Raw genomic sequence first — 20,994 nt, 5'->3', positions numbered from 1 at the left:
CCGGTGAAGCGCTCGACGACGACGGCGTTCTGCGGCGCCGACGCGGGCAGCTGCAGCTTGATGAGCCGCGCCTGCTCCGAGAGCCGCGCGACGTTCAGGCCTTCGAGCTTCCATGGCGTCGGCATGAAGCTGCTTGATGTGTCTGATGACATGGATATCCACCTCCCTGGTGTCAGTGCCGGTCGCGCCGGCCTTCGTTCGATGCATGGCCGCGCGCGATCTTCCCGCCCTGTCGGTTCAGGGGCTGGCCGATCGACATCGCGTGGACCGGAAAAATCCTAGTTCGCCAACGTTGCATGTGCGTTTGCTGTGCCACAGCTGAATGTCATGACCGCAGGCGGCGGAAACACGGTGTTCGATCCGAACAGCCAGTAGCGCTTGGCATTGATCGTGACGGTCTGGGTGAACGAGCCGGTCAACCCCAGGCTGGACGCGGTCGGGTTCGTCTCATCGAAGCTCAATATCTGCGCAGGCAGGAACGGATCTTTGGGAATGTTGAGGACCACATGGATGGCGGCTGTCGGAATAGTTTCATTTCCAAGACGGATTCCGAACCAGCTGCGCTTCACGAACGTGGAGGACTTTTCCAGCCACGCGTCATGGACCGAGCAATCGCCAAAGGACGGTGCATCAAAACGAAGCTTCGCCAACAGCCGTCCCTGGGCCTGGCTCTCGTCGCTCGATACCGCGGTGGATGTATCGGAGGTGCTCGTGTTCACCCTATAGCCGCGATAGGCCACCGCCGATGCAACGAGGACTGCTACAACCATCGCAACAAGCAGGAGCAATCGCTTCATGAGACGGGGCGGCGTTTTCCACAATGAGGACACGCCGGTGCTTCCATCGGAACTTGTGCGTAGCAAGCGGAGCACAGCTCCATAACGTCAGCTCCTGCTTGCAATTCCCGACCTCTGCCTTCGGCAGCCGAAGCGCCCGTTGCTTTTGCGTAGAAATGCGCAATCGCTTGCAAAACCAACGCAGCAATACCCGAGACCAAAGCTGCCTTGGCGTTCGCCGAAAATGCGAACCAAGCAGCCAACCCACAAGCGATGAACGCCAGAAGGTACAGAAACGCCAAGAAAAATTGACGTGCTACCGGCGGCCGATCGTTCAAGGATTCGTTGCTATCGATTTGATCGACATTCGCTTTCATTTGTTTTCCTGAACTCAGCGCAATTTCTCAAATGGTAAGAACCTGCGTTCGCGGAGCCGAGATCGGGGAACGTCTTGGCCCGTCTGCGATGAACCCCCATTCACAATGTGCCGGTCGCTTCGGTCACTGACGGCTTGTTTCCCCGGGGCGCCACGCGCCACTGGTGCCGTCGAATTGGTCTTCGGGTGATTTGAAATCGCAGCCGTACTCGTGCTTTTCTCCGCAGCACTGACAGCGCCCCATCTTCGATAGCGTGTCGTCGCATGCATGGCGAAGTTGGCGGGGACATTTCGGCGATTGACAGCGGCGACCAACGTCACGGCTGCCCTTGCTTGCGCAACTCGTTCCTGCGTACGGCGCGCTGGTAGATGGCGCTGTCTTCAGCAAAGGCGCCCATGAACTCGGGCTCAGGCCAATGGTGCGGATCGCCTGGATCCATCACACCTTCAGCTTCTATGTCGGCGGGCCACACGGGCTCCTTACAGGTCTTGAAGGTCAGCCAACGGCTCAAGGTGAGCAAGCCATACAACGGGAACAGCGCACGCCGAAGCTGAAACAGACTTTGCCCCAAAGCAAAGCACACCCACATGTAGCAGTTCTTCCAACTGGGCTTGAGTGAGAGGGTGATGACGCCATCGAGCGGGTCATCCACCACCTCGGCCGGGCCCTGCTCCATGTAGCGGCGGATGAACTCCCATTGCTCCCGAATGCGCAGGTCTTCATCGGTGCTGTGGCCCACCGTGAAAGTGTCTTGAACCGATTGATTCGAATCGAGCACGTGGCAGCGCAGGTCGTGCAACGCCTTGTTCTGCGCGCCATGACCAATGTGGAAATGCAATCTGGGATCGCCCCAAGACACGCTCAGTACGCCGCCAGGCCCGTTGTCGCGAAAGACGTGAATCTTGCCGGTCTTGCGGTTGAAGCGGACCGGGTTATGGGTATACGCAAACAGGTCATACCGAAGGAGGTATCTCCAGATGCCAAGTGGAAACAACAGAAATCCCAATTGGAGAATATTTATGAAAACATCCTCCCCAACGGAATCGCCGCCACCACCCCGAAAGAACAAACAAACCAAATAAAAATAAAGGCCAACACAAAAAAGAGAGAACAAGCCAAACACAAGCGTTGCCGACATTCCTTTTATTTTGAAACTTCGATCCACAAACTCCATGCATGTCGAATTGAAGTGCGTCAACCCCACGCCATCTTCAGGTATGACGTTTTGCCTCTCCCCAATTGGCAAATGATCTCTTTTCTCCTGCACAGTCAGCGGGCGATTCTTGGAAAACCGTGGATACCAGCCTGTCAACATGGTCAGCCCGCCTTTGCCGCTTCACGCGCTGCTGCATGAGCCGCTTCTCGAAGCGCCTTTATCGCCTTGCCCTGTTCTGTCATGGAGGAGAATTTTCCACTGGCATTTTTTCCCCAGTGCATGGTCTTGTCGAGCCAGCGCTCCATGTCATCTGGCTTGAAAAATCCCACTACCACTGTGACGATGGCGACCACAATGAACGCGATGATGGAAAAAGGAATTGCTATGCCAAATAGCACGGCAATTGCCAGCCCCATTGACGCGACCCCTATCAAGCTGACGACGATTCCATATGACTTGTTCAAGCTGTAGTCGTTAATTCCGTCCTTCACCATTAGCGCTCCCGCTACAAATGCGCCGATAGCCCCCAGCCATTTCCCGCCTGCAATGACCATCTCCGCACGCGTGCCTGCGTTGAGCATTAACCGGCCCAAGGGTTGCGCCAGTTTCTGAGAGCCCCAGGGGAGGTTTTTCGACAGCGTCCCCACCATTTCCGCACTATTGCCCAACAAAGCCGTGATGCCCGCAATGAGTGCCGTGGTCGTAGCGAGCTTGGCGTCGGGTGCAGCCTTGCCTTGATCGCCAATGAGCTTGGGCAAGCTGGCCCCAGCAAAAATGACTGCCACCACACCGGTCTTGAATTCCAGTCCGCCCAACTTTCCCACGCTGTGATACATCAATTGGTCAAGATCTTCTACACGTACAGCTCGGGCCACGGCGTCAGCGCGCACGCTGCGCATGACCCTGGATTCCAGATTCAGCGGCTGGGCCATGGACTTCATCCTGTCTAGCTTGTCGCTCTCCATCAGCACGATCGTGCTGAACTTGAACAGCTTGCCGCCGGTGACTCGGTCCGTGCTTACGCTGGGCTCCAGCGCTGTGCGCGCTGCACTGCGCATGCTCTGCGACGATGACATGCCGGCCTTGATGGCCAGTTGTGCGGCGACCGCGCGCGTAGCCTGCTTGGGATGGGCATAGCCACTCAAGTCAATGAGTTCCATCTTTGGGTTGCCAGACTTGGCCACTGCGCCCAAGAGCGCCAGTTGGAACTTGTGAGGCATCCGGATGGCGACCTCACCCGCAACGCTGTTCACCACATCGCCCATCATGCGAGTAAGAGGCCCCGCCAATTGATAGATGTACTTGGCGGCGCCGCTCATGGCGCCGTTGAGTTCGCCAGCCGCACCTTTTTCAATCGCGTCCTTGAGCCCGTTGTAAAGAGTGCCGGTCATGGCCATCCATTCGGCAGGTTCGGCAGGCCTTTCAGCGACAACCTTCCATTGCTTGATGGCAACGTCCTGGTTCCATACAAAGGCGCGCATGAAAAAGGCTTCGGGTTTTTCTGGGTCTTCCTGAAGCGCCTTGCACATATGCTCAAACACCGTCGTACGCCCCAGCGCGTCGCTCAGAATGAGTACCGCAGCCTCCTGGTACTGCATGCCGTTCCTGGCATTCTTCGGATCGAAGTTGCAGATCATGTGGCGTTTGAGCGTGTCGCTGGCGAGCCAGGCGACGAAGGCGGTATCCAATGGTTGGAGCACCTCCCTGCTGAGTTTTTTCAGCTCGTCGGGGTAGGTCGTATTGAGATAGGTTTCGTAGGCATTCCTGCCTTTGAGATGCTTGGGGTATTTCTCCCACGCCTCGCTCCCCAACCGTCGCACCTCTTCTTCATCCTCCACCTTGAACCAGGCGTCATCCCATTCCTGCACGGGCCGAGCGAACTGCTGGGTGTGAGCGCTACCGAAAAGAGTGCCCATCACGGCGCGCCCCATCAAGGCTCGGTCCTTACGCGAGACTTCTTCGGAAGTCACCGCGCCGTTCTTGATGGCCTCCCGCAGGGCCATGACACTTTGCGCGCTTTCAAATCGCTCTTTCCGCTCCGGCTCGGCGACCCAATCCAGCCCTTGCTGGATGATCAGCTGGTTGAGGTCTGCCGCCAAGCCGATGGGATCATCCAGCGCGACCAAGCCCGGTGGTGGCTTCTTGTCGTCAGGAGTGATTTGCCCTGCCGCGACCCGAGCCGATGTAGCAAGTACATCCACCTGCATGCGATTCCACGGCCCCCAATCTGTGAGGCTATGAGCAAACGGCTGATTGCCGGGGTACACGACAACTGTTGCCGTCGTCGGGAGATGATCCACGCTGCGAGTGATGGTTTGGTAGGCCGAGGCGAGGTGAAATTCCGCCACCTGGTTCATGGTGCCGTACAGGGCATCCAGATGCGGCTGCGCAGCGGCGTTTGTCGCCCATGCTTTCGCGTCGATGCGGCGCATGTGCATTTCCCGGTGCTTTTGCGACTTGTGCTTGTCCCACGTGTCCTTTGTCCATGCGCAGGATGAAAAGGCCAGCCAGATGTTGCCCAGCAATTCCGGTCGATGGGCATCAGGGATCACCAAGTAGCGCCCCGTTTGCTGGGCGGCCATGCGCGCACAGGGTTGAGCCCCGCTGAGCTTCGGTGGTTCCGAATGCATGTCGTACTCGACCAGATGGGCATCGTCGCTGACGACGTAGCCCTTCCACTCCCTGCGCTTTTCGTTATAGACATAGAGGAAACCCGCTCGCAAGAGGCGAAGGGCGTACTTCGCATAGGTCGCAGGCAACTCGATGTCCGATGCGTTGAAAGGGGCCTTCAAGTTCGGTGCTGCGGCCTTTTCCGGAACATCATCCGTGCGCGCCACGTTGTAGCGCACCGGCAAGAAGACCAAGCCTTGCTGGTCGCAGATCGGACATTTTTTAGAGGGGTCGCAAGCCATTTGCACTCCGTCAAGCATTAAAGGTCGTCAGGCGAGGCTGGTGATTCGCGAAGCTTCGCAAGTCGCTCAGGTCAAGATCGGCACAAACACCGCTATAGCTGCACTCGCGTCTTTTCACCTGCTGCAAACGCATGCGCATTTCGGGATGCTGGTGGATGTCCAGATGAACGCACAGTGCCTGCTCGACAAAGAGGCGGCAGTCTGCTTCATCCTCCATGTCCCATGTCTCATAGGCTTGGGCCAGCAATTGATCCACCTGTGCAGGTTTCACCTGGAGGCTTTGGTGCTCTCTCGCCAAATAGACCAAGATGCGATTCAACACCCCGAGGCGCCCCAGCGTCGCCCACTGCGCAGGACTCGGACTGAACGGGGTAAGGCTCGCGGAACCCGTTGCACGTACGCACTGGTGCCAGGCGCCTGCGGCGTCGCGCCACGACCAGGCACGCACCGGTCCGAGCAATTGAGCCATCTGAGCTTCATCGAGCAACCACAAGAGATGACAAAAAACGCGAGGGTCATACCAACGCAGCAGCACAGGCTCTTGCGGCGAACGACGGAGCATGAACTGTTTTCCCAAGCGAATCACCACGCTCTCCTCAGACAACTCGCTGAGCAGCAGACCGGTAAAAAAGGGTCGATCCGGGTTGTTTTGCTCCCATTGGAGAAGCTGCCCATACAACGCCGTGGACTCGTCCTCCGAGAGGGCACGCAGATTCAATAGATGGGGCAACACGACAGCCTGTGCGCCCAGTTGGGGCACCACCATCGACCTGAAAGGCCAGGTCGCCCATGCAGGCGTCTCAACCTGCAAAGGGTTGACCAACGCGTAGTCGTGGGAAAAAAGAAACCGATGGTCCATGACGCTCGCTATGCCTGCAACGACACAAGCGCATCACCGCCCGCATCGGCACTTTTCATCTTGTAGTCACACAACTTCAATGCTCCGTTGGCAGCCGCATTGCTCGCACTGTCCCCCGCTGGCCCCACAAAGTTGTGCATCCCCCTGAACGTCACCTTCCCCGGCGCATGGATCTTGATGCTCGATCCTTCCAGCCTGATGTACGCCCCCGCGCTGGTCAGCAGCACGTGCTTGGGCGCTTCCACGGCCACGTCCTTCGCCGTGCTGGCGATCGTCACTTTCTTGTCCGCCGCGATCTTCGTGGCGCCTGCCTGGCTCTGCAGGCTCACCTTGCCGCTGGCCGCGTGCAGCGCGATGCCGCGCTCCTGGTTCGGCTCGCCGCCTTCGCCGGCCTTCGCACCCACCGTGTACAGGCTCACCCCGCTGGCCACGCTCAGGGCGATCTGCCCCTGCGCGGGCAGGTCGACATCCTGGCTCGCGACGATCGCGGTGTGCTGTCCGCTCACGGCGACCACTTCCTTCGGCGTGACGAAGCCGATGCCCATCGGCGCGCTGAACTGCAGGTGCGGCTCGCTGTACGCGGTGACGCTGCCGTGGCCGCCTTCGGTGGCCTTGATGTCGCCGCCGCCTGAACCCCCAGTGCTGCCCGATGCCGCAGCACCGCCTTCCTGCTTCGCCTCCAACACCTCGGCCACATGCTTCAGCGCCGCGATCGCCGGCAGCTCGCCAGGAGCCCCTTCACCCTTGATCTGCGCCTTCTGCGTCTGCGCACTCTGGGCGAGCGAGGTGGCCAGCTCTTCGGCCTGTTTCGTCTGCTGCCGCGCTTCGCGGCTCGCCATGAACGCGCCCTTGGCGTTCGGCTGCGCATACGCGCTCACGAGCAGGCCTGCGCCCGCGCGGATGGCGCCTTGCGCGGTGGTGGCCAGTTCGGCGCCGTGGCCGCGGCCCTTGCCGCGGGCGTTGTCGTCCTGCTGCTTGTGGTGGCCCAGGTGCAGGCGGCTGCTGGCCTGGGTGGTGGCCAGGCTGGTGCTGCCCTGGCCGGGGGTGTCGTCGAAGACGAGTTGGTTGTAGCCCCCGTCGCCGCTCTGGCTGGCGCTCAGTTCCTGGGTCTTGATGCCGCTGAAGACGGCGTTGTGCGCATGCTCCTTGGCGCCCTTGCCTTCGCCGGCGAACCACGCGGGCGCGTTGCCGGTGGACTGAGCAGCGCCCGCGGGTTTCTGGTTGTGCTGGGCGTCGACCTGCCCGGCGCCGTTGTACAGCGCGGCGACGACCACGGGGCGGTCGATGTCGCCGTGGTGGAACTCGACGAGCACTTCCTGGCCCACGCGCGGCAGGCTCATCTGGCCCCAGTTGTCGCCGGCGGCGCTGGCGGCCACGCGCACCCAGGCGCCCAGGCGGTCGGCGGCGGGGGCGTTGTCCTGGCCGTCGGTGCGCGACTGGCGTGCGCTGGACGCACTGCCGCGCTGCCAGTGGAACTGCACCTTGATGCGGTGGTCGCGGTCGGTGTGCACCGGGGCATCGCCGCCGCCCACGCCGATGACGATGGCGCTCTGGCTGCCGTGCACGCTGGGCTTGGGGTGGATGCGCTGGCCGTGGCCGTCCAGGCTCAGCGGCCGGTAAGGGATGGCCGCGCGCACGGTGGTGAATTCGTTGCGGTAGTGGGTGACGGCGTCTGCGGTCGTGTCGCCGTTGCCGCTGTCGAACACGGTGGCGATGTCGGGCAGACCCAGTCGCTCGCCGATGCCGGTCTTCAGGTCTTCGTCGAAGTTGTTGCGCGCGATGTGGCGCACGGCCAGCACGGCGAAGCGGCGGTCCTGCTCGCTGTCCTTGTCGTGCTGTTCGTGCCCGCTCAGCGTGAAGGTGGTGGCGGGCGCCAGGGTGCGCACGGCACTGCGGCCTTCGAAGCGCTTGTTGCGCAGTTCCAGCGCCTGCAGGGCGTTGGCGAGCAGGCGCTCGCCTTGTGCACTGGTCTCCCATCCGTAGGCGCCGGGGTCATCGCTCCAGTGCAGGGTGCGCTGGCCCGCGGCGCGGCTTTGCTGCTGCACGGGGCGTGCGTTCACGCTCTTGTAGTCCCAGCTTTGCTGCGCGAGGCTGTTGGTCTGCAGCTGGCGGTGGCCGCGCCACTGCTGGATGGTGTCCTCGCGCTCGCTGGCATCGGCGCGGTGAAAGCGGATGGTGGCTTGCGCGTTGGCGCGGAAAGCGCCGTTGTGGTCGGCGATGACGAGGGTGTGGCTGCCCAGTGCGCCGTCTTTGCCGGTGGCGTGTTCGAACCAGTAGCACAGGCCTTCTTCAGCCAGCAGGCGCGCGACGAATTCGAAGTCGCTTTCCTGGTACTGGGTGGTGATGCCGCGCACGGGGTAGATGTCGCGCTGGGCGATCTCCCAGCGCCATTGGGGCGCAAGCTGGCCCTGGCTCTGGTAGCGGCCGAACACGGCATCGACGATGTCGAACACGTTCTGGTGCTGGAACAGGCAGCTGTCCTGGCGGTAGCGCAGGAAGGCGATCCACGGCTCGATGACGATGCGGTAGCGCGCCATGCCGCCGTTGCTCGACACGCACTCGGCCTCGCTCACATGGCCATGGAAGGGGCGCAGTTCGGTGCGGCTTTGCGCGGTTTGCAGATCGAGCCGCACGCCCTGGCCGATGAGGGTCTTGAGCTCGATGTGCGCGTCGTCGCTCAGCGCGGTGAGTTCAAAGCGAAAGCCGCCGCCGTCGATGCACTCCACGCCGTCCAGGCGCTCGGCCAGCAGCTTGTTCTCGCCCAGCGGCGTGTGCAGCACCAGCAGGCGATCGCGCTGCGTGGTGCCCGCGCGCATGAGCCCGCCGAGCGAGGCCGATGTGAAGGTCGTCGTCATTGTTCTGGTTCTCCCGTGGGCACGCGCGGCTGCCGCGCCTAGGTGATCCGGTAGCGGAACTCGCCGCCCTTGCCGCAGCTGGCCTTGATCTTGGCCAGCGGCGTCTCGTCGGCCATGCGCGTGAGCACGGCCTCGGCGATCTCGGGCAGCAGGGTGCCGTTGAGGATGTGGTCGACGTTGCGCGCACCTGAGTCGACCTCGGTGCAGCGCGCGAGCACGGCCTCGACCAGCGCGTCGTCCCACTCGAACACGGCCTTGTGGTTGGTCGCGATGCGGTCGCGGATGCGCCCGAGCTTGAGCGCGATGATCTGCTCGAGCACCGCATCGGTGATCGGATAGAACGGCGCCACCTTCATGCGGCCGAGAAAGGCCGGCTTGAAGGCCTTCATGAGCACGGGGCGCAGCGCGTCGGCCAGCGCGTCGGGCGCGGGGCGCTCGTCGTCGGCCTTGTTCAGGCACGCCTGCATGATCTGCGACGAACCGATGTTCGAGGTGAGGATGATCAACGTGTTGCGGAAGTCGATCTCTCGGCCTTCGGCGTCGTCCATCATGCCCTTGTCGAACACCTGGAAGAACATCTCGAGCACGTCGGGGTGGGCCTTCTCGACCTCGTCGAGCAGCACCACGCTGTAGGGCTGGCGGCGCACGGCCTCGGTGAGCACGCCGCCTTCGCCATAGCCCACGTAGCCGGGCGGCGAGCCCTTCAGGCCCGAGACGCTGTGCGCCTCCTGGTATTCGCTCATGTTGATGGTGATGAGCTTCTTCTCGCCGCCGTACAGGATGTCGGCCAGCGCGAGCGCGGTCTCGGTCTTGCCCACGCCCGAGGGGCCGACGAACATGAACACGCCGCGCGGCTTGTTGGGGTCTTCCAGGCGCGCGCTCGCGGTGCGCACGCGCTGGGCCACGGCGGCGAGTGCGTGGTCCTGGCCGATGACGCGCTCGGCCAGCAGGGTGTCGAGGGCGCGCACGGTCTTGATCTCGTCCTTGACCATGCGGCCCAGCGGCACGCCGGTCCAGGCCGAGACGATCTCGGCGACGACGTGGCCGTCGACCTGCAGCGGGACCATCGGCGTGGTGCTTTGCAGTGCGCGCAGTTCGGCGAGCAGGGCGTCGAGTTCGTCGCGCGCGGGGTCGGCGGCGGCAGCGGTTTTCTTGCGGCTGGCGGCGCGGACCGGTGCCTTCTCCGCCACGGCAGGTGCGGCTTCAGGCTGCGCAGCCGACTCGTCGCGTTGCGCACGCAGCGCGCGGATGCGTTCGACCAGCGCGTTCTCTTCGGCCAGGCGCTGCTGGCTCGCGGCCAACTCGGCCTGCAACGCACTCTTCTGCTCCGCCAGTTCGGCCAGGCGCGCCTCATGGCGCCCGCCGGCCGCGGTGTCGCGTACCAGCGCGGCGCTCTCGGCCTCGATGCGCTCGAGGCCGCGGTTCGCTTCCTCGATCAACGCCGGCGTCGCGCTCTGGCCGAGCGCCACTTTCGCGCACGCGGTGTCGAGCACGCTCACGGCCTTGTCGGGCAGTTGCCGCCCGCTGATGTAGCGATGCGACAGGCGCACGGCCTCGGTGATGGCTTCGTCGAGCACGCGGATGTTGAAGTGCTTCTCCATCAGCGGCACCATGCCGCGCAGCATGGCGGCGGCCAGCGTCTCGCTGGGCTCCTCGACCTTCACGACCTGGAAGCGCCGCGCGAGCGCCGCGTCCTTCTCGAAGTATTTCTTGTACTCGCCCCAGGTGGTGGCGGCGATGGTGCGCAGCTCGCCGCGCGCCAGCGCGGGCTTGAGCAGGTTGGCCGCGTCGCTCTGCCCGGCCTGGCCGCCCGCGCCGATCATGGTGTGGGCCTCGTCGATGAAGAGCACGATCGGGTGCGGGCTCTTCTTCACTTCGGCGATCACGTTCTTCAGGCGGTTCTCGAACTCGCCCTTCACGCTCGCGCCGGCCTGCAAGAGGCCCATGTCCAGCGTGTGCAGCGCCACGGCGCGCAGCGACTCAGGCACGTCCTGCGCGGCGATGCGCAGTGCCAGCCCTTCGACCACGGCCGTCTTGCCGACGCCGGCCTCGCCCGTGAGGATGGGGTTGTTCTGGCGCCGGCGCATCAGGATGTCGATGACCTGGCGGATCTCGGTGTCGCGGCCGATCACCGGGTCGAGCGCGCCGTCCTTCGCGCGCTGCGTGAGGTTGGTGGTGAACTGGTCGAGCGCGGGCGTCTTGCCCGGCACGCCCGCGGCCAGCGGGTCGGCCGCCGGTTGCTGCGCATCACCCTCGGCGGCCGCGCCCGAGGCGCCGGCCTCGGCCGCTTCGCTCGATCCGTCGGTGAGCTTGTCGAAGTCGTGCTTCAGGTCTTCGAGGCGGATCTTGGCAAAGAGCGGCGAGCCGCGCTGCGCGAGCTGCGCGAGGTCGGGCTGGGTCAGCAGCGCGAGCAGCAGGTGGCCCGAACGGATCTGCGCCGCGTGCGCGTCGAGCGAAGCCAGCAGCCATGCCTGCTGGAACAGCTGCTGCAGGTGCTGCGAGAACACCGGCGTGCGCGTGTTGCCGTTCTTGAAGGTCTGGATCTCGCGCTCCAGGTCCGACTGGATCGCGGTGGCGCTGATGCGGTTGGCACGCAGCACGCGCGCGAGGTCGTTGTCGGTCTGCTCCAGCAGCGCCAGGAACAGGTGCTCCAGGTCGACCTCGTAGTGGCCGTGGGCCAGGCACAGGTTGGCGGCGCGCTGCGTGGCCATGCGGGCGCTGGCGTTGAGCTTGGTGATCAGTGTCTTCAGCGAGGTGCTCATGAGCGGTGGTGTTCTTCTGTCGGTCGTGTTCGTTGAAAGGGTCACTGCAGGGGCTGAAGCTCGTACTGCGTGTCGCTGCGGTCGCCCTCGGCCTCGCGGGTGGTGATGAAGCTGTCCCAGCCGAGGTGGCTGCCGCCGCTGTCGCTGAGCTGCACGGCGGCCACTTCTTCGCGTGCCAGGATCAGGCGCACTTCGTATTCGCAGGTCACGCCGGCGAGCAGCGCCAGCATCTTTTCGAGCGCCTTCGCATGCGCGCGGCCCGGAAAGAACTCGCGCAGCGCGCTGCGCTTGAGCGGGCCGATCCACAGGCGGATGCGCAGGTCGCGCTGCCAGATGCGTTCGCCCGCCATCGCGTTCTGGCCCAGGCTCACGTTGCCCTCGCCCAGCCTGGAGCGCTGCTGCACGGGCATGTCGTACCACTTGCCCAGGAACTGCTCGATGCGAATGTGGCTGCGGAAGTAATCGGACAGCACGCGCTGCAGGTACGCCGCCGACATCGGCCGGTGGCGCACCGCGGCGGCGTAGCCGGCCACGGTCTCGTCGAACACGGTGCCCGTGCCGTCGGTCAGCGGATCGCGCTGGGCCGTGTGCTCCAGCCCGGCCATCGACAGCAGCACCGGCAGGTAGGCGCGGCTGCGCTCGTGCTCGTAGTGCAGCGGCAGGCGGTACTTGCGCCAGGCCGCATAGAAGAGCGCGGCGGCACGGTTGCTGAACACGTCGAGAAAGGCGCGCGCCGAGCTGTCGCGCAGATGCTGCTCGCGGCGCATCAGCATCTCGGTGTAGACGATGGGCAAGGCGCCCGACACACCCAGCATGCCGAAGGACGCGGGTGTGAGTTCGATGCGGCTCAGGCCGTGGTCGTCCTCGTGCGGCAGCGGCGGCTCGCACAGCTGCGCGCCCGACATCAGCTCGCCCACGGCGTCGCGCACCGCCAGCGCTTCGATCTCGCTGGGCGGGAAGTTCAGGCTCGTGGAACTGCGAAAGCGCACCCAGCGCGGCACCATGCGTTCGCCGGGCACCAGGCGCTGGTGCACGTCGCGCTCCTGCCGCTTGAGCAGCATGAGCTCGATGAGCCGCACCGCCTGGAAAAACTCGAAGCGGTAGGGTTCGCGCAGCAGCCTTTCGGCTACAGGAGGATCGATTCGCCGCTGCGGGGCTTGCATCGCACCAGCTCCTCCTTGTCGCGCGCCGAAACGATCACCAGCTGGGTGAAGCTGTTCAGGTGCACATAGAGACCGAAGAAATGGTCCATCACGCGGGCAAAGGCCTGCAGGCTGCTGCCCACGAAGCCGGTCTCGTCGACCGTGAGCTTGAGCTCGATGCCGCGCACGAAGGTCGCGAAGGGCTTGCCGGGCAACCACTGGGTGGTGGCCTGCTGCTCGATCGCGGTGATGGCCTCGATCTGCCGCGCCGACACGGCCGAGCGGCCCAGGTCGTACAGCCGCAGCATTTCCTTCAACGCCGGCAGCCCGCTGGTGGCCAGCGACAGGTGGTTGAGCGACAGGTGCGACACCAGCCGCCACTGCACGCCCTTGCCGCGCGGCATGCGCAGCGTCTGCGTCGGGCGGCGCAGCATGCGGATCGAGCGCGCCACCGAGTTGCCTTCGATGAACAGGTCGCCGCCGGGCAGGCCGAAGGCCAGCGAATGCGGCAGGTCACGGTTGGTGCAGGTGAGGTCGATGCTCAGCGTTTCGGTCTGCGGCAGCGAGGGCTGGAAGTCGATGTCGACGATCGAGAGCTCGGTCTCGTAGCCCGGACTGCGCTGCGCCACGAGTTCGTTGCGCCGCGCGAACCAGTAGTGCTCGGCCTCCTTCGGATGCTCGCCGTGGTGCAGCGAATAGAAGGGCCGGAACTCGATGTACGCGTCGCCCTCGGCGGTCTGCTTCACGAGCTTGACCGAGTCGATGCTGTAGACCTCGAAGCCGAAGGCGCGGCGCGCGTCGGCCACCACGGGGTAGGCCGCCGCGGCATGCGTGACGCGGATCGGGTCGCTGCGCTGCTTGAAGAGGTTGATGACGGGCGTGCAGCCCAGGCGCAGGTTGCGGCTGGACACGCCCTCGAGCAGCCGCGCCGTGGGCGAATCGGCGCGCACGCCGGTCATCACCAGGTGCAGCGTGATCGAGCGGCACGAGCCGATGTGGCGCAGCGCGTTCGCCAGGTCGATGTCGACGAAGTTGAACTTCTCGGGGAACGCGAAGTACTCGCTCAGCAGGCGGTAGGCCGGGTGCGAGCGCGCCGGCAGTTCGATGAGCGCATCGGCCTCCTCGAAGCCGACCGGGTGCAGCGCCTCGCCCTGCACCAGCGTCCACTTGCCGCTGCGCTCGGGCTCCACGAAGACGGCGGCCGTCTTCAAGAAGATGGCGTCGGCCAGCGCCGTGGCCAGCGAGGGCTCGGCGTCGATGAAGGTGCGCAGGCGCGCCAGCGTGAGCGCCAGGGTGCCGAGCGACTTCTGCTCGCCGGTGGCCTCGAGCGTGACCGAGAGGCAGCCCGTGGCGTTGCGCGGCAGCGAGGCCTGCGCGGGCGCGTTGACCACCGAGTGGTAGACCACGTTCGACACCTGCACCGCCGCCAGCGTGACGTCGTACACGCTGCGAAAGCGGCAGGCGCCGCCGCGCACCGGCTGCGAGGTCAGCTCGGTGCCGCGCGCGATGGTGACGGGCTTGCTGAGCTTGGCGAGCGCCGCGCCGCCGGCGTCGAACTGCGCGATGGAGCACGACGGAAAAGGCCGCAGGTAGTGCGGGTACATCACCTCGAGCAGCGCTTCGGTGAGCTCGGGGTAGTCGTCGTCGAGCTTCTTGCTGATGCGGGCCGTGAGCAGCGCGAACGACTGGATCATGCGTTCGACGTGCGGGTCTTCGCTGGCGTCGGCCGAGATGGCCAGGCGCGCGGCGATCTTCGGGTAGCCCTTGGCGAACTCCTGCGAGTAGCCGCGCAGGAAGGCCAGCTCGCGTTCGTAGAAGGGCAGCAACTCGTCCATGGTGTGCGTCGTGTGCGCGGATCGTGGCGCTAGGCGTACCGGCTCTTGCCGGTGCCGCGGGTGATGGAGTACTGCAGCGTCGTGGGCTGCAGCATGGCGTCGAAGTTCACCGGCTCGGCCAGCTCGGGCAGCACGAGCAGGGCGGTGATTCCGAAATAGAGCATGTGGGTGCTGGCCTGGCCGTCGACCTCGAGCGACACCGAGACATCGCGCAGGCGCGACTCGTGGCGGGCAATGGCCTGCTCCAGCGAGCGGCAGATGAACGAACGGTCGTAGTGGCTGGCCAGGCTCAGGCCCGAGAAATCGCTCAGGCCGTAGGTCATGACGGAACGCCGGCACTCGGGGTAGGCCTGGAGCTTGGCGTCGTCGAAGACCATGCGCGTGTTGAGCAGGGATTCGAGGTCGCGTGCGACCACGTTCTTGACCTCGTCAAGCGACAAATGCCGCAGCACCGGCGAAGCCGGCCCGCGCCAGTCGTCATCGAACAGCTTGTCGAGCAGGCCCGGTTCGAATCCTGTCATGGGTCACTCCCTGTCTCTCGCGTCGAGCAACGGGCAAGGCGCCGCGCGAGGGGCGCGGCGCCAAAAAGAAACCGCGGCCTGCGCCGCGGTCGACATCGCCCGACTGGCGTCAGACCGAGTAGGTCTTGTCGTTCTTCGTGAGGCTCCAGGCGCCTTGCGAGTTGCCGCCCTGGTTGCCGCCGATCTTCTGCTGCGTGTACTTCCACTGCACGGCGGCGTACTTCAGCGAGAAGGTCTCGCTCGGCACGCTGGCCACGTCGGTGCTCACGACCTTCGGGTTCACGCTGGCGATCAGCACGTACTTGAGCTTGATCTCCATGTACTGCACGCGCTTGCCTTCGCCGTCGGCACGGTAGAACTGCACCGTGACTTCGTCGAAGGTGGTGCCGCCCGACGCGTGCTGGTACAGCAGCGGGCTGACGACGTCCATGTCCTTCGTGAAGATCATCTCGCCGTGCTCGCAGCGCTCGGCGGTGTGGCCGCCGGCGGTCGACGCGGTGGCCGAGCGCGGCTGCACGATGCTGTGCTGCCACGAGCTGACTTCGATCCAGTCCTTGTGGTCCTTGTCCTGCGACTCGCCGTTGATGGCCGGGCTGCCGAACTTGACGTAGATATCTTTCATGTTTCTTCCCCTTCTTGATTGATTACTGACAGTTAACGTGTTGCAGCACGGCCCCTCGGCCGCGCACCCGATCTGCCTCCTTACTTATTCACTGACTTCGGCAGATCGGCGACCAAGCGCAGTGAAATAGACAGTTCATCCAGCTGGAAGTGCGGGCGCAGGAACGCGACCGCGCGGTACACGCCGGGCCGCCCGGGCACTTCGCCGACCTGGATGGCGGCTTCGCGCAGCGGGAACTGGGCTTTCTGTTCCTGCGTCGCGTTGTCGTCGAGCAGCACGTACTGCGCGATCCAGCGATTCAGGAACTGTTCGACGTTGTGGGCCGAGGCAAAGCTGCCGATCTTGTCGCGCATCATGGCCTTGAGGTAGTGCGCGATGCGGGACACCGAGAAGATGTACTGCAGCTGCGCCGAGAGCACCGCGTTGGCGTTGGCGCTGTCGGTGTTGTACTTCTTGGCCTTCTGCAGCGACTGCGCGCCGAAGAACGCCGCGTAGTCGGAGTTCTTGCAGTGCACGAGCGGAATGAAGCCCAGGTCGCTGAGCTCCTTTTCGCGCCGGTCGGTGATGGCGATCTCGGTCGGGCACTTCAGGGCGATCTCGCCCTCGTCGGTCTTGAAGGTGTGCGTGGGCAGGTCTTCGACCAGGCCGCCGCCTTCGACGCCGCGGATGGCCGCGCACCAGCCGAAGTCGTCGAACGCGGCCGTCAGTCGCGTGGCGAAGGCCCAGGCGGCGTTGCACCAGAGGTACTTGGCGTGGTCGGTGCCGTCGACGTCTTCCACGAAGTTGAAGCTGTCGACCACCGTGCCTTCGCGCGGGTGGTAGGGCAGGCGCCCGAGGAAGCGGGGCAGCGTGAGGCCCACATAGCGCGAGTCTTCCGAATCGCGGAACGACTTCCACTTGGCGTACTCGACGGTGTCGAACACCTTGGCCATGTCGCGCGGCTTGCCCAGGTCGGCAAAGCTTTCCAGGCCCAGCAGTTCGGGCGAGGCCGCGCCGATGAAGGGCGCGTGGGCGGCAGCGGCCACGTGCGCCATCTGGTCCAGGAAGTACATGTCTTCGGGCTGGCGCGTGACGTCGAAGTCGCCCACCAGCGCGCCGAACGGCGCACCGCCGAAGGTGCCGAACTCTTCTTCGTAGACCTTCTTGAACATCGCGCTCTGGTCGAACTCGACGGCGGCCTTGAAGTCGCGGATCAGGTCGCGCTTGGTGGCGTTGATGACCTTGATCTTGAGCATGGTGCCGGTCGGCGTTTCCTTGACCAGGTACTCCAGGCCGCGCCAGGTGCTCTCCAGCTTCTGGAACTCGGGCGCGTGCATCACGGCGCTGAGCTGCGCGGAGATGAGCGCGTCGAGGTCGGCCACGCGCGCGTCGATCATGGCCGACACGTTGTCGGAGACGATCACCGAGCCTTCGAGGACCTGGCTGACGAGTTCGCCGATGAGGTCCTTGGTGCGCGTGTGTTCCACGTCGGACTTGGCGACCTTGCTCTTCTCGACGATCTGGTCGAGCAGGTCGACGGAGGCTTCAGACGAAACCTGGGACGAAGAGGCACCGCCCGATGCCGATAGTGCTTGCGCGGTCATGGTCAGCTTTCGTCCTTCTTGCCAACGCCCTGTCCCAGGCGCTGGAGTTGCTCGGTGTTGTTCAGCACGTCGGCCAGCAGGTCTTCGAGCTTGCTGTTGCCGGCCATCTTGTTGCGCAGGTCGGCCAGCTTGGTGCGTGCGTCGAGCAGGCGCTTGAGCGGCTCGATCTGCTCGACGACGGCTTCGGGCGAGAAGGCGTCCATCGAGTTGAAGGTGAGGTCGACGCCGAAGCTGCCGCCGCGCCCGTCGAGCTTGTTCGGCACCTGGAAGGCGGCACGCGGGGCCACGCCCTTCATGACGTCGTCCATGTTGTCGCGGTCGATGCTGACGAACTTGCGGTCCTTGAGCTTGGGCTGCTCCACCTCGGACTGACCCGCCAGATCGGCGATCACGCCGACGACGAAAGGCAATTCCTTTTTCTCGATGGCGTCACCGAGTTCCACGTCGTACGTGAGTTGCACGCGCGGCGGGCGCACTTTTTGAAGCCGCTTCTGCACGCTCTGTCTTTTGGTCGCCATAAGTTTCAATACCTTCGCAATAGGACTGAGAAACGAATTAAAAAGTTGTACGGCCCATTTGGAAACCGCACACCCATTCGTTAATACATTGGTTTAAGAAACCAATTCAAAAACAAAATAATTACTTGAGGGCGTCAAATGGATTGCCGCCACCGGCGCGCGGGGCGGGCGCGGCAGGTGCCGGGCGCGGCGCGGCGACCGGGGCCGGGGCCGGGGCCGGGGCCGGCCGTGCGGCGGCGACCGGGGTCGGCGCTGCGGCAGACGATGACGACGGCGCGGGTGCCGGGCTGGGGGCCGCGGCGCGGCGCGCGGGCGTCGGCCGGGCTTCGGGGCTGGCAGGCACCAGGACCGACAGACCCAGGGTTTCGCGCAGCAGGGCGGCCAGGCGGTAGGCGTCGGCGTTGGCGTCGCCGCTCAGGCTGCTGTCCTTGCCCAGGTCCTCGATGGAGCGGGCTGCCAGGCGCAGGCCGCCCACGGCGGTGATGCTCTTGGCCTGGCGGCTGGACGGGTCGCGGCGCAGCGATTCCTCGGCGGCCGAGATGGCCAGGCTGTAGCGGCCTTCGTTGAAGTAGATCTGCGCGATGCGCGACCACGGCTCACCGCGGGTCGGGTTGTCGGTGGCGAGCTGCTGGTACTGGCGGATGACGGGCGCCTTGTCGCCGGTGGCGGCAGCCGCGGCGGCATCGGCGTCGGCGAGGCTCTTGTTGTAGGCCGCGGTGGCCTGGGCAACGGCCGCGTCCGGCGTGGTGGTACAGGCCGACAAAAAGACGGTGCTCGCAATGGCACCGGCAATCATCGTGCGAGTCATGATTTTTCGAATCGACACATTCCCCCCTGGTCTGACTTTTTTTGGCAGGCCGCAATCATTCATTAATTTGCGACCGGTGACAATAACAATACACGATACTACATCGGCATTGATGGCAAATGACGGGAGAGGATGAATGCTAATTTCCTAATCGAAAGTCATGTTTGAAATGACGTAATCCTATTTGGTCCATCGGAATTTTGTTACGACTCGTCTTTTAATGAAAACATTAATTACATCCGGCGCGCTGCTGGCCGCGTTGATGCTCGGCGGGTGCAGCTCGCCGGCGCTCACGATCGCCAACATCGCGCTGGAGGCGAGCGGGCTGAAGAAGCCCGAGCTGCCCGAGTCGCAGAAGCCCCCGCGCAAGGTGACGATGTCGATCGCCGCGGGCAAGAACCTCAACGCCGACAGCCGCAACCGCCCGCTGGCCGTGGTGATGCGCATCTACAAGCTGAAGGAGACGACGGGCTTCTACCAGTCGTCCTTCGATGCCTTCGTCACGCCGGGTCGCGACAAGACGCAGCTGGGCGACGACCTCGTCGAGAGCCGCGAGATCACGCTCATTCCCGACCAGCAATACACCTGGACCGAGACCGTGCCGCGCACCGCGAACGCGGTGGCCGTGGTGGTGCTGTTCCACTCGCCCGACGCACAGCGCTGGCGCTTCGCCTTCAATGCCGCGGACGCCGAAAAGACCGGCATCGTGATGGGCGCGCATGCCTGCGCGCTCACCGTCACGACAGGCGCGGTGGTGGGCCAGCAGAACGCACAAGGCGCGGCCCCCACGGGCGCGCTCAACCTGTTGGGGCCGGTGACCTGCCGGCCCTCGCCCGCCTGATCTGCACCGACGGCGGGCCTGTCCGAGTCGACACGACGATGCGATACATTCAAAAAAAATTGTGGGGAGTTGATCCGACGTGAGCTACGCAGCCAAGGTCCTCTGGGGAGAGGGCTTGTTTCTACGCCCCCAGCACTTCCAGCGCCAAGACGCGTACCACGAGGCGCGCCTGCGCGCCACGGCGCAGACGCTGCATCCGTACTTCTGGGGCGTGCGCTCCATCAGCTTCGACCTCGATGCGCTGGCCAGCGGCATGCTGCGCGCTTCGCAGCTGTCGCTGGTGTTCCCCGACGGCGAGCCCTACGCGGCACCGCAGGCCGATGCGCTGCCCCCGCCCATCTCGCTGGACACGCTGAGCCCGGGCCAGAACGAGATCACCTTCTACCTGGTGCTGCACCCGGTGAAGGAGCTCGGCAAGAACTACACCGACCCCAACGAGGAAGGCTTTGCCGCGCGCTACACCAGCGACGCGACGCAGTCGCTCGACCTGTACACCAACGCCGTGAGCGCCGAGGTGGTGTTCCTGCGCAAGAGCGTGAAGCTCTTGGCCGACACCGAGCCGCGCGAGCAGTTCGTGTCGATCCCGGTGATCCGCATCCGCCGCACCGCCGCGGGCGGCTTCGAGATCGACCGCAGCTTCGTGCCGCCGTGCACCAGCATCGACGCCTCGCCCACCGTGTTCCAGCAGCTGCGCCGCCTGCTCGACGTGCTGCAGGCCAAGGTCAATTCGCTGTACGGCATCCACCGCGAGCCGAGCAAGAACATCATCGAGTTCCGCTCGGGCGACATCGCCTCGTTCTGGCTGCTGCACACGGCCAACTCGGCGTTCGCCTCGCTCTCGCACCTGTTCCATCACCCGTCGCTGCACCCGGAGCGGCTGTTCCAGGAACTGCTGAGCCTGGCCGGCGCGCTGATGACGTTCGCCAAGACCTACTCGCTGAACGACCTGCCGGTGTACGACCACGAAAAGCCCGGCCCGGCCTTCGCCGAGCTCGATCGCATCGTGCGCGACCTGCTCGACACCGTCATCTCCACGCGCTACTTCGCCATTGCGCTCACCGAGACGCGCAACGCCTTCTACCTGGGGCGCCTGGACTCCGGAAAAATCGACGAGAAGACCGTGTTCTACATGTCGGTCACCGCCGGCATGCCGGCCGCCGAGCTGGCCGAGGTGGTCCCGCAGCGCTTCAAGATCGGCGCACCCGAAGACGTCGACAAGCTGGTGCTCTCGGCCATGCCGGGTGTGCGCATCGTCTACGCGCCGCAGGTGCCGCCGGCCATTCCGATCCGCGCGGGCGCCTGCTACTTCTCCATCGACAGCAAGAGCCAGCTGTACGACCGCATGCTGCAGGCGCAGAGCGTCACCATCTATGCGCCGGCCGGCATTCCTGACATGCAACTCGAACTGATCGCCGTGACCGGCTGAT

16 protein-coding genes are annotated in these 20,994 nt (G+C 64.5%); 2 read left to right on the top strand and 14 right to left on the bottom strand.

The genetic code is table 11. The annotated features are described in order from the left end of the window. Positions 1 to 278 precede the first annotated feature (278 nt). From AC3WQM_RS31520 to AC3WQM_RS31455, 14 genes are all read right to left on the bottom strand, one after another. Positions 279 to 797, bottom strand: a complete 519-nt coding sequence (locus tag AC3WQM_RS31520) for a hypothetical protein (RefSeq protein WP_492683797.1) — start codon at positions 795 to 797, stop codon at positions 279 to 281. Beyond that, positions 794 to 1,153: a hypothetical protein gene (locus AC3WQM_RS31515; protein ID WP_492683796.1), complete on the bottom strand. Its 360-nt coding sequence runs from the start codon at positions 1,151 to 1,153 to the stop codon at positions 794 to 796. Before AC3WQM_RS31515 ends, AC3WQM_RS31520 begins: the two co-directional genes overlap by 4 nt. A 316-nt stretch (positions 1,154 to 1,469) precedes the next feature. After that, positions 1,470 to 2,468 carry a DUF6708 domain-containing protein gene (locus tag AC3WQM_RS31510; protein WP_492683795.1) on the bottom strand — a complete coding sequence of 333 codons (999 nt, stop codon included), beginning with the start codon at positions 2,466 to 2,468 and terminating at the stop codon, positions 1,470 to 1,472. A 2-nt stretch (positions 2,469 to 2,470) separates the two neighbouring features. Next, a complete protein-coding gene (locus tag AC3WQM_RS31505; RefSeq protein WP_492683794.1) occupies positions 2,471 to 5,221 on the bottom strand; it encodes a T6SS effector BTH_I2691 family protein in 2,751 nt (916 codons plus the stop codon). Positions 5,222 to 5,231: 10 nt separating this feature from the next. Continuing rightward, complete coding sequence (locus AC3WQM_RS31500; protein ID WP_492683793.1) at positions 5,232 to 6,080, bottom strand: hypothetical protein; 849 nt, start codon at positions 6,078 to 6,080, stop codon at positions 5,232 to 5,234. 8 nt (positions 6,081 to 6,088) lie between these two features. Continuing rightward, complete coding sequence (locus AC3WQM_RS31495; protein ID WP_492683792.1) at positions 6,089 to 8,935, bottom strand: type VI secretion system Vgr family protein; 2,847 nt, start codon at positions 8,933 to 8,935, stop codon at positions 6,089 to 6,091. 38 nt (positions 8,936 to 8,973) lie between these two features. Further along, positions 8,974 to 11,697, bottom strand: a complete 2,724-nt coding sequence (tssH, locus tag AC3WQM_RS31490; protein WP_492683791.1) for a type VI secretion system ATPase TssH — start codon at positions 11,695 to 11,697, stop codon at positions 8,974 to 8,976. A gap of 41 nt (positions 11,698 to 11,738) precedes the next feature. After that, a complete protein-coding gene (tssG, locus tag AC3WQM_RS31485) occupies positions 11,739 to 12,860 on the bottom strand; it encodes a type VI secretion system baseplate subunit TssG (protein WP_159274859.1) in 1,122 nt (373 codons plus the stop codon). After that, complete coding sequence (tssF, locus tag AC3WQM_RS31480; RefSeq protein ID WP_070062961.1) at positions 12,824 to 14,674, bottom strand: type VI secretion system baseplate subunit TssF; 1,851 nt, start codon at positions 14,672 to 14,674, stop codon at positions 12,824 to 12,826. The genes tssG and tssF overlap by 37 nt, the downstream gene beginning before the upstream one ends. 29 nt (positions 14,675 to 14,703) lie before the next feature. Then, the gene (gene tssE / locus AC3WQM_RS31475; protein ID WP_062474770.1) at positions 14,704 to 15,195 is read right to left on the bottom strand and encodes a type VI secretion system baseplate subunit TssE; all 492 of its coding nucleotides are present in this window, start codon (positions 15,193 to 15,195) and stop codon (positions 14,704 to 14,706) included. Positions 15,196 to 15,304: 109 nt separating this feature from the next. Further along, a complete protein-coding gene (locus tag AC3WQM_RS31470; RefSeq protein WP_062474768.1) occupies positions 15,305 to 15,817 on the bottom strand; it encodes an Hcp family type VI secretion system effector in 513 nt (170 codons plus the stop codon). An 80-nt stretch (positions 15,818 to 15,897) separates the two neighbouring features. After that, positions 15,898 to 17,400, bottom strand: coding sequence for a type VI secretion system contractile sheath large subunit (tssC, locus tag AC3WQM_RS31465; protein WP_369630576.1), 1,503 nt, complete (start codon positions 17,398 to 17,400; stop codon positions 15,898 to 15,900). A 2-nt stretch (positions 17,401 to 17,402) separates the two neighbouring features. After that, positions 17,403 to 17,918, bottom strand: a complete 516-nt coding sequence (gene tssB / locus AC3WQM_RS31460) for a type VI secretion system contractile sheath small subunit (RefSeq protein WP_099793844.1) — start codon at positions 17,916 to 17,918, stop codon at positions 17,403 to 17,405. 121 nt (positions 17,919 to 18,039) lie between these two features. Continuing rightward, the gene (locus AC3WQM_RS31455; RefSeq protein WP_492683790.1) at positions 18,040 to 18,726 is read right to left on the bottom strand and encodes a tetratricopeptide repeat protein; all 687 of its coding nucleotides are present in this window, start codon (positions 18,724 to 18,726) and stop codon (positions 18,040 to 18,042) included. 220 nt (positions 18,727 to 18,946) lie between these two features. On the opposite strand from AC3WQM_RS31455, the gene tssJ reads away from it, so the two are divergent. Together tssJ and tssK are read left to right on the top strand one after the other, a co-directional pair. Then, positions 18,947 to 19,567 carry a type VI secretion system lipoprotein TssJ gene (tssJ, locus tag AC3WQM_RS31450; protein WP_492683789.1) on the top strand — a complete coding sequence of 207 codons (621 nt, stop codon included), beginning with the start codon at positions 18,947 to 18,949 and terminating at the stop codon, positions 19,565 to 19,567. Between the two features lie 79 nt (positions 19,568 to 19,646). After that, positions 19,647 to 20,993: a type VI secretion system baseplate subunit TssK gene (gene tssK / locus AC3WQM_RS31445; protein WP_492683788.1), complete on the top strand. Its 1,347-nt coding sequence runs from the start codon at positions 19,647 to 19,649 to the stop codon at positions 20,991 to 20,993. The last annotated feature ends 1 nt before the right edge of the window (position 20,994 follow it).

The sequence above is a fragment of the Variovorax sp. FW301-JW7 genome, assembly GCF_058788795.1.
Note: the sequence above shows the minus strand (reverse complement) of the source record. Positions and strands in the feature narration are given on the sequence as shown.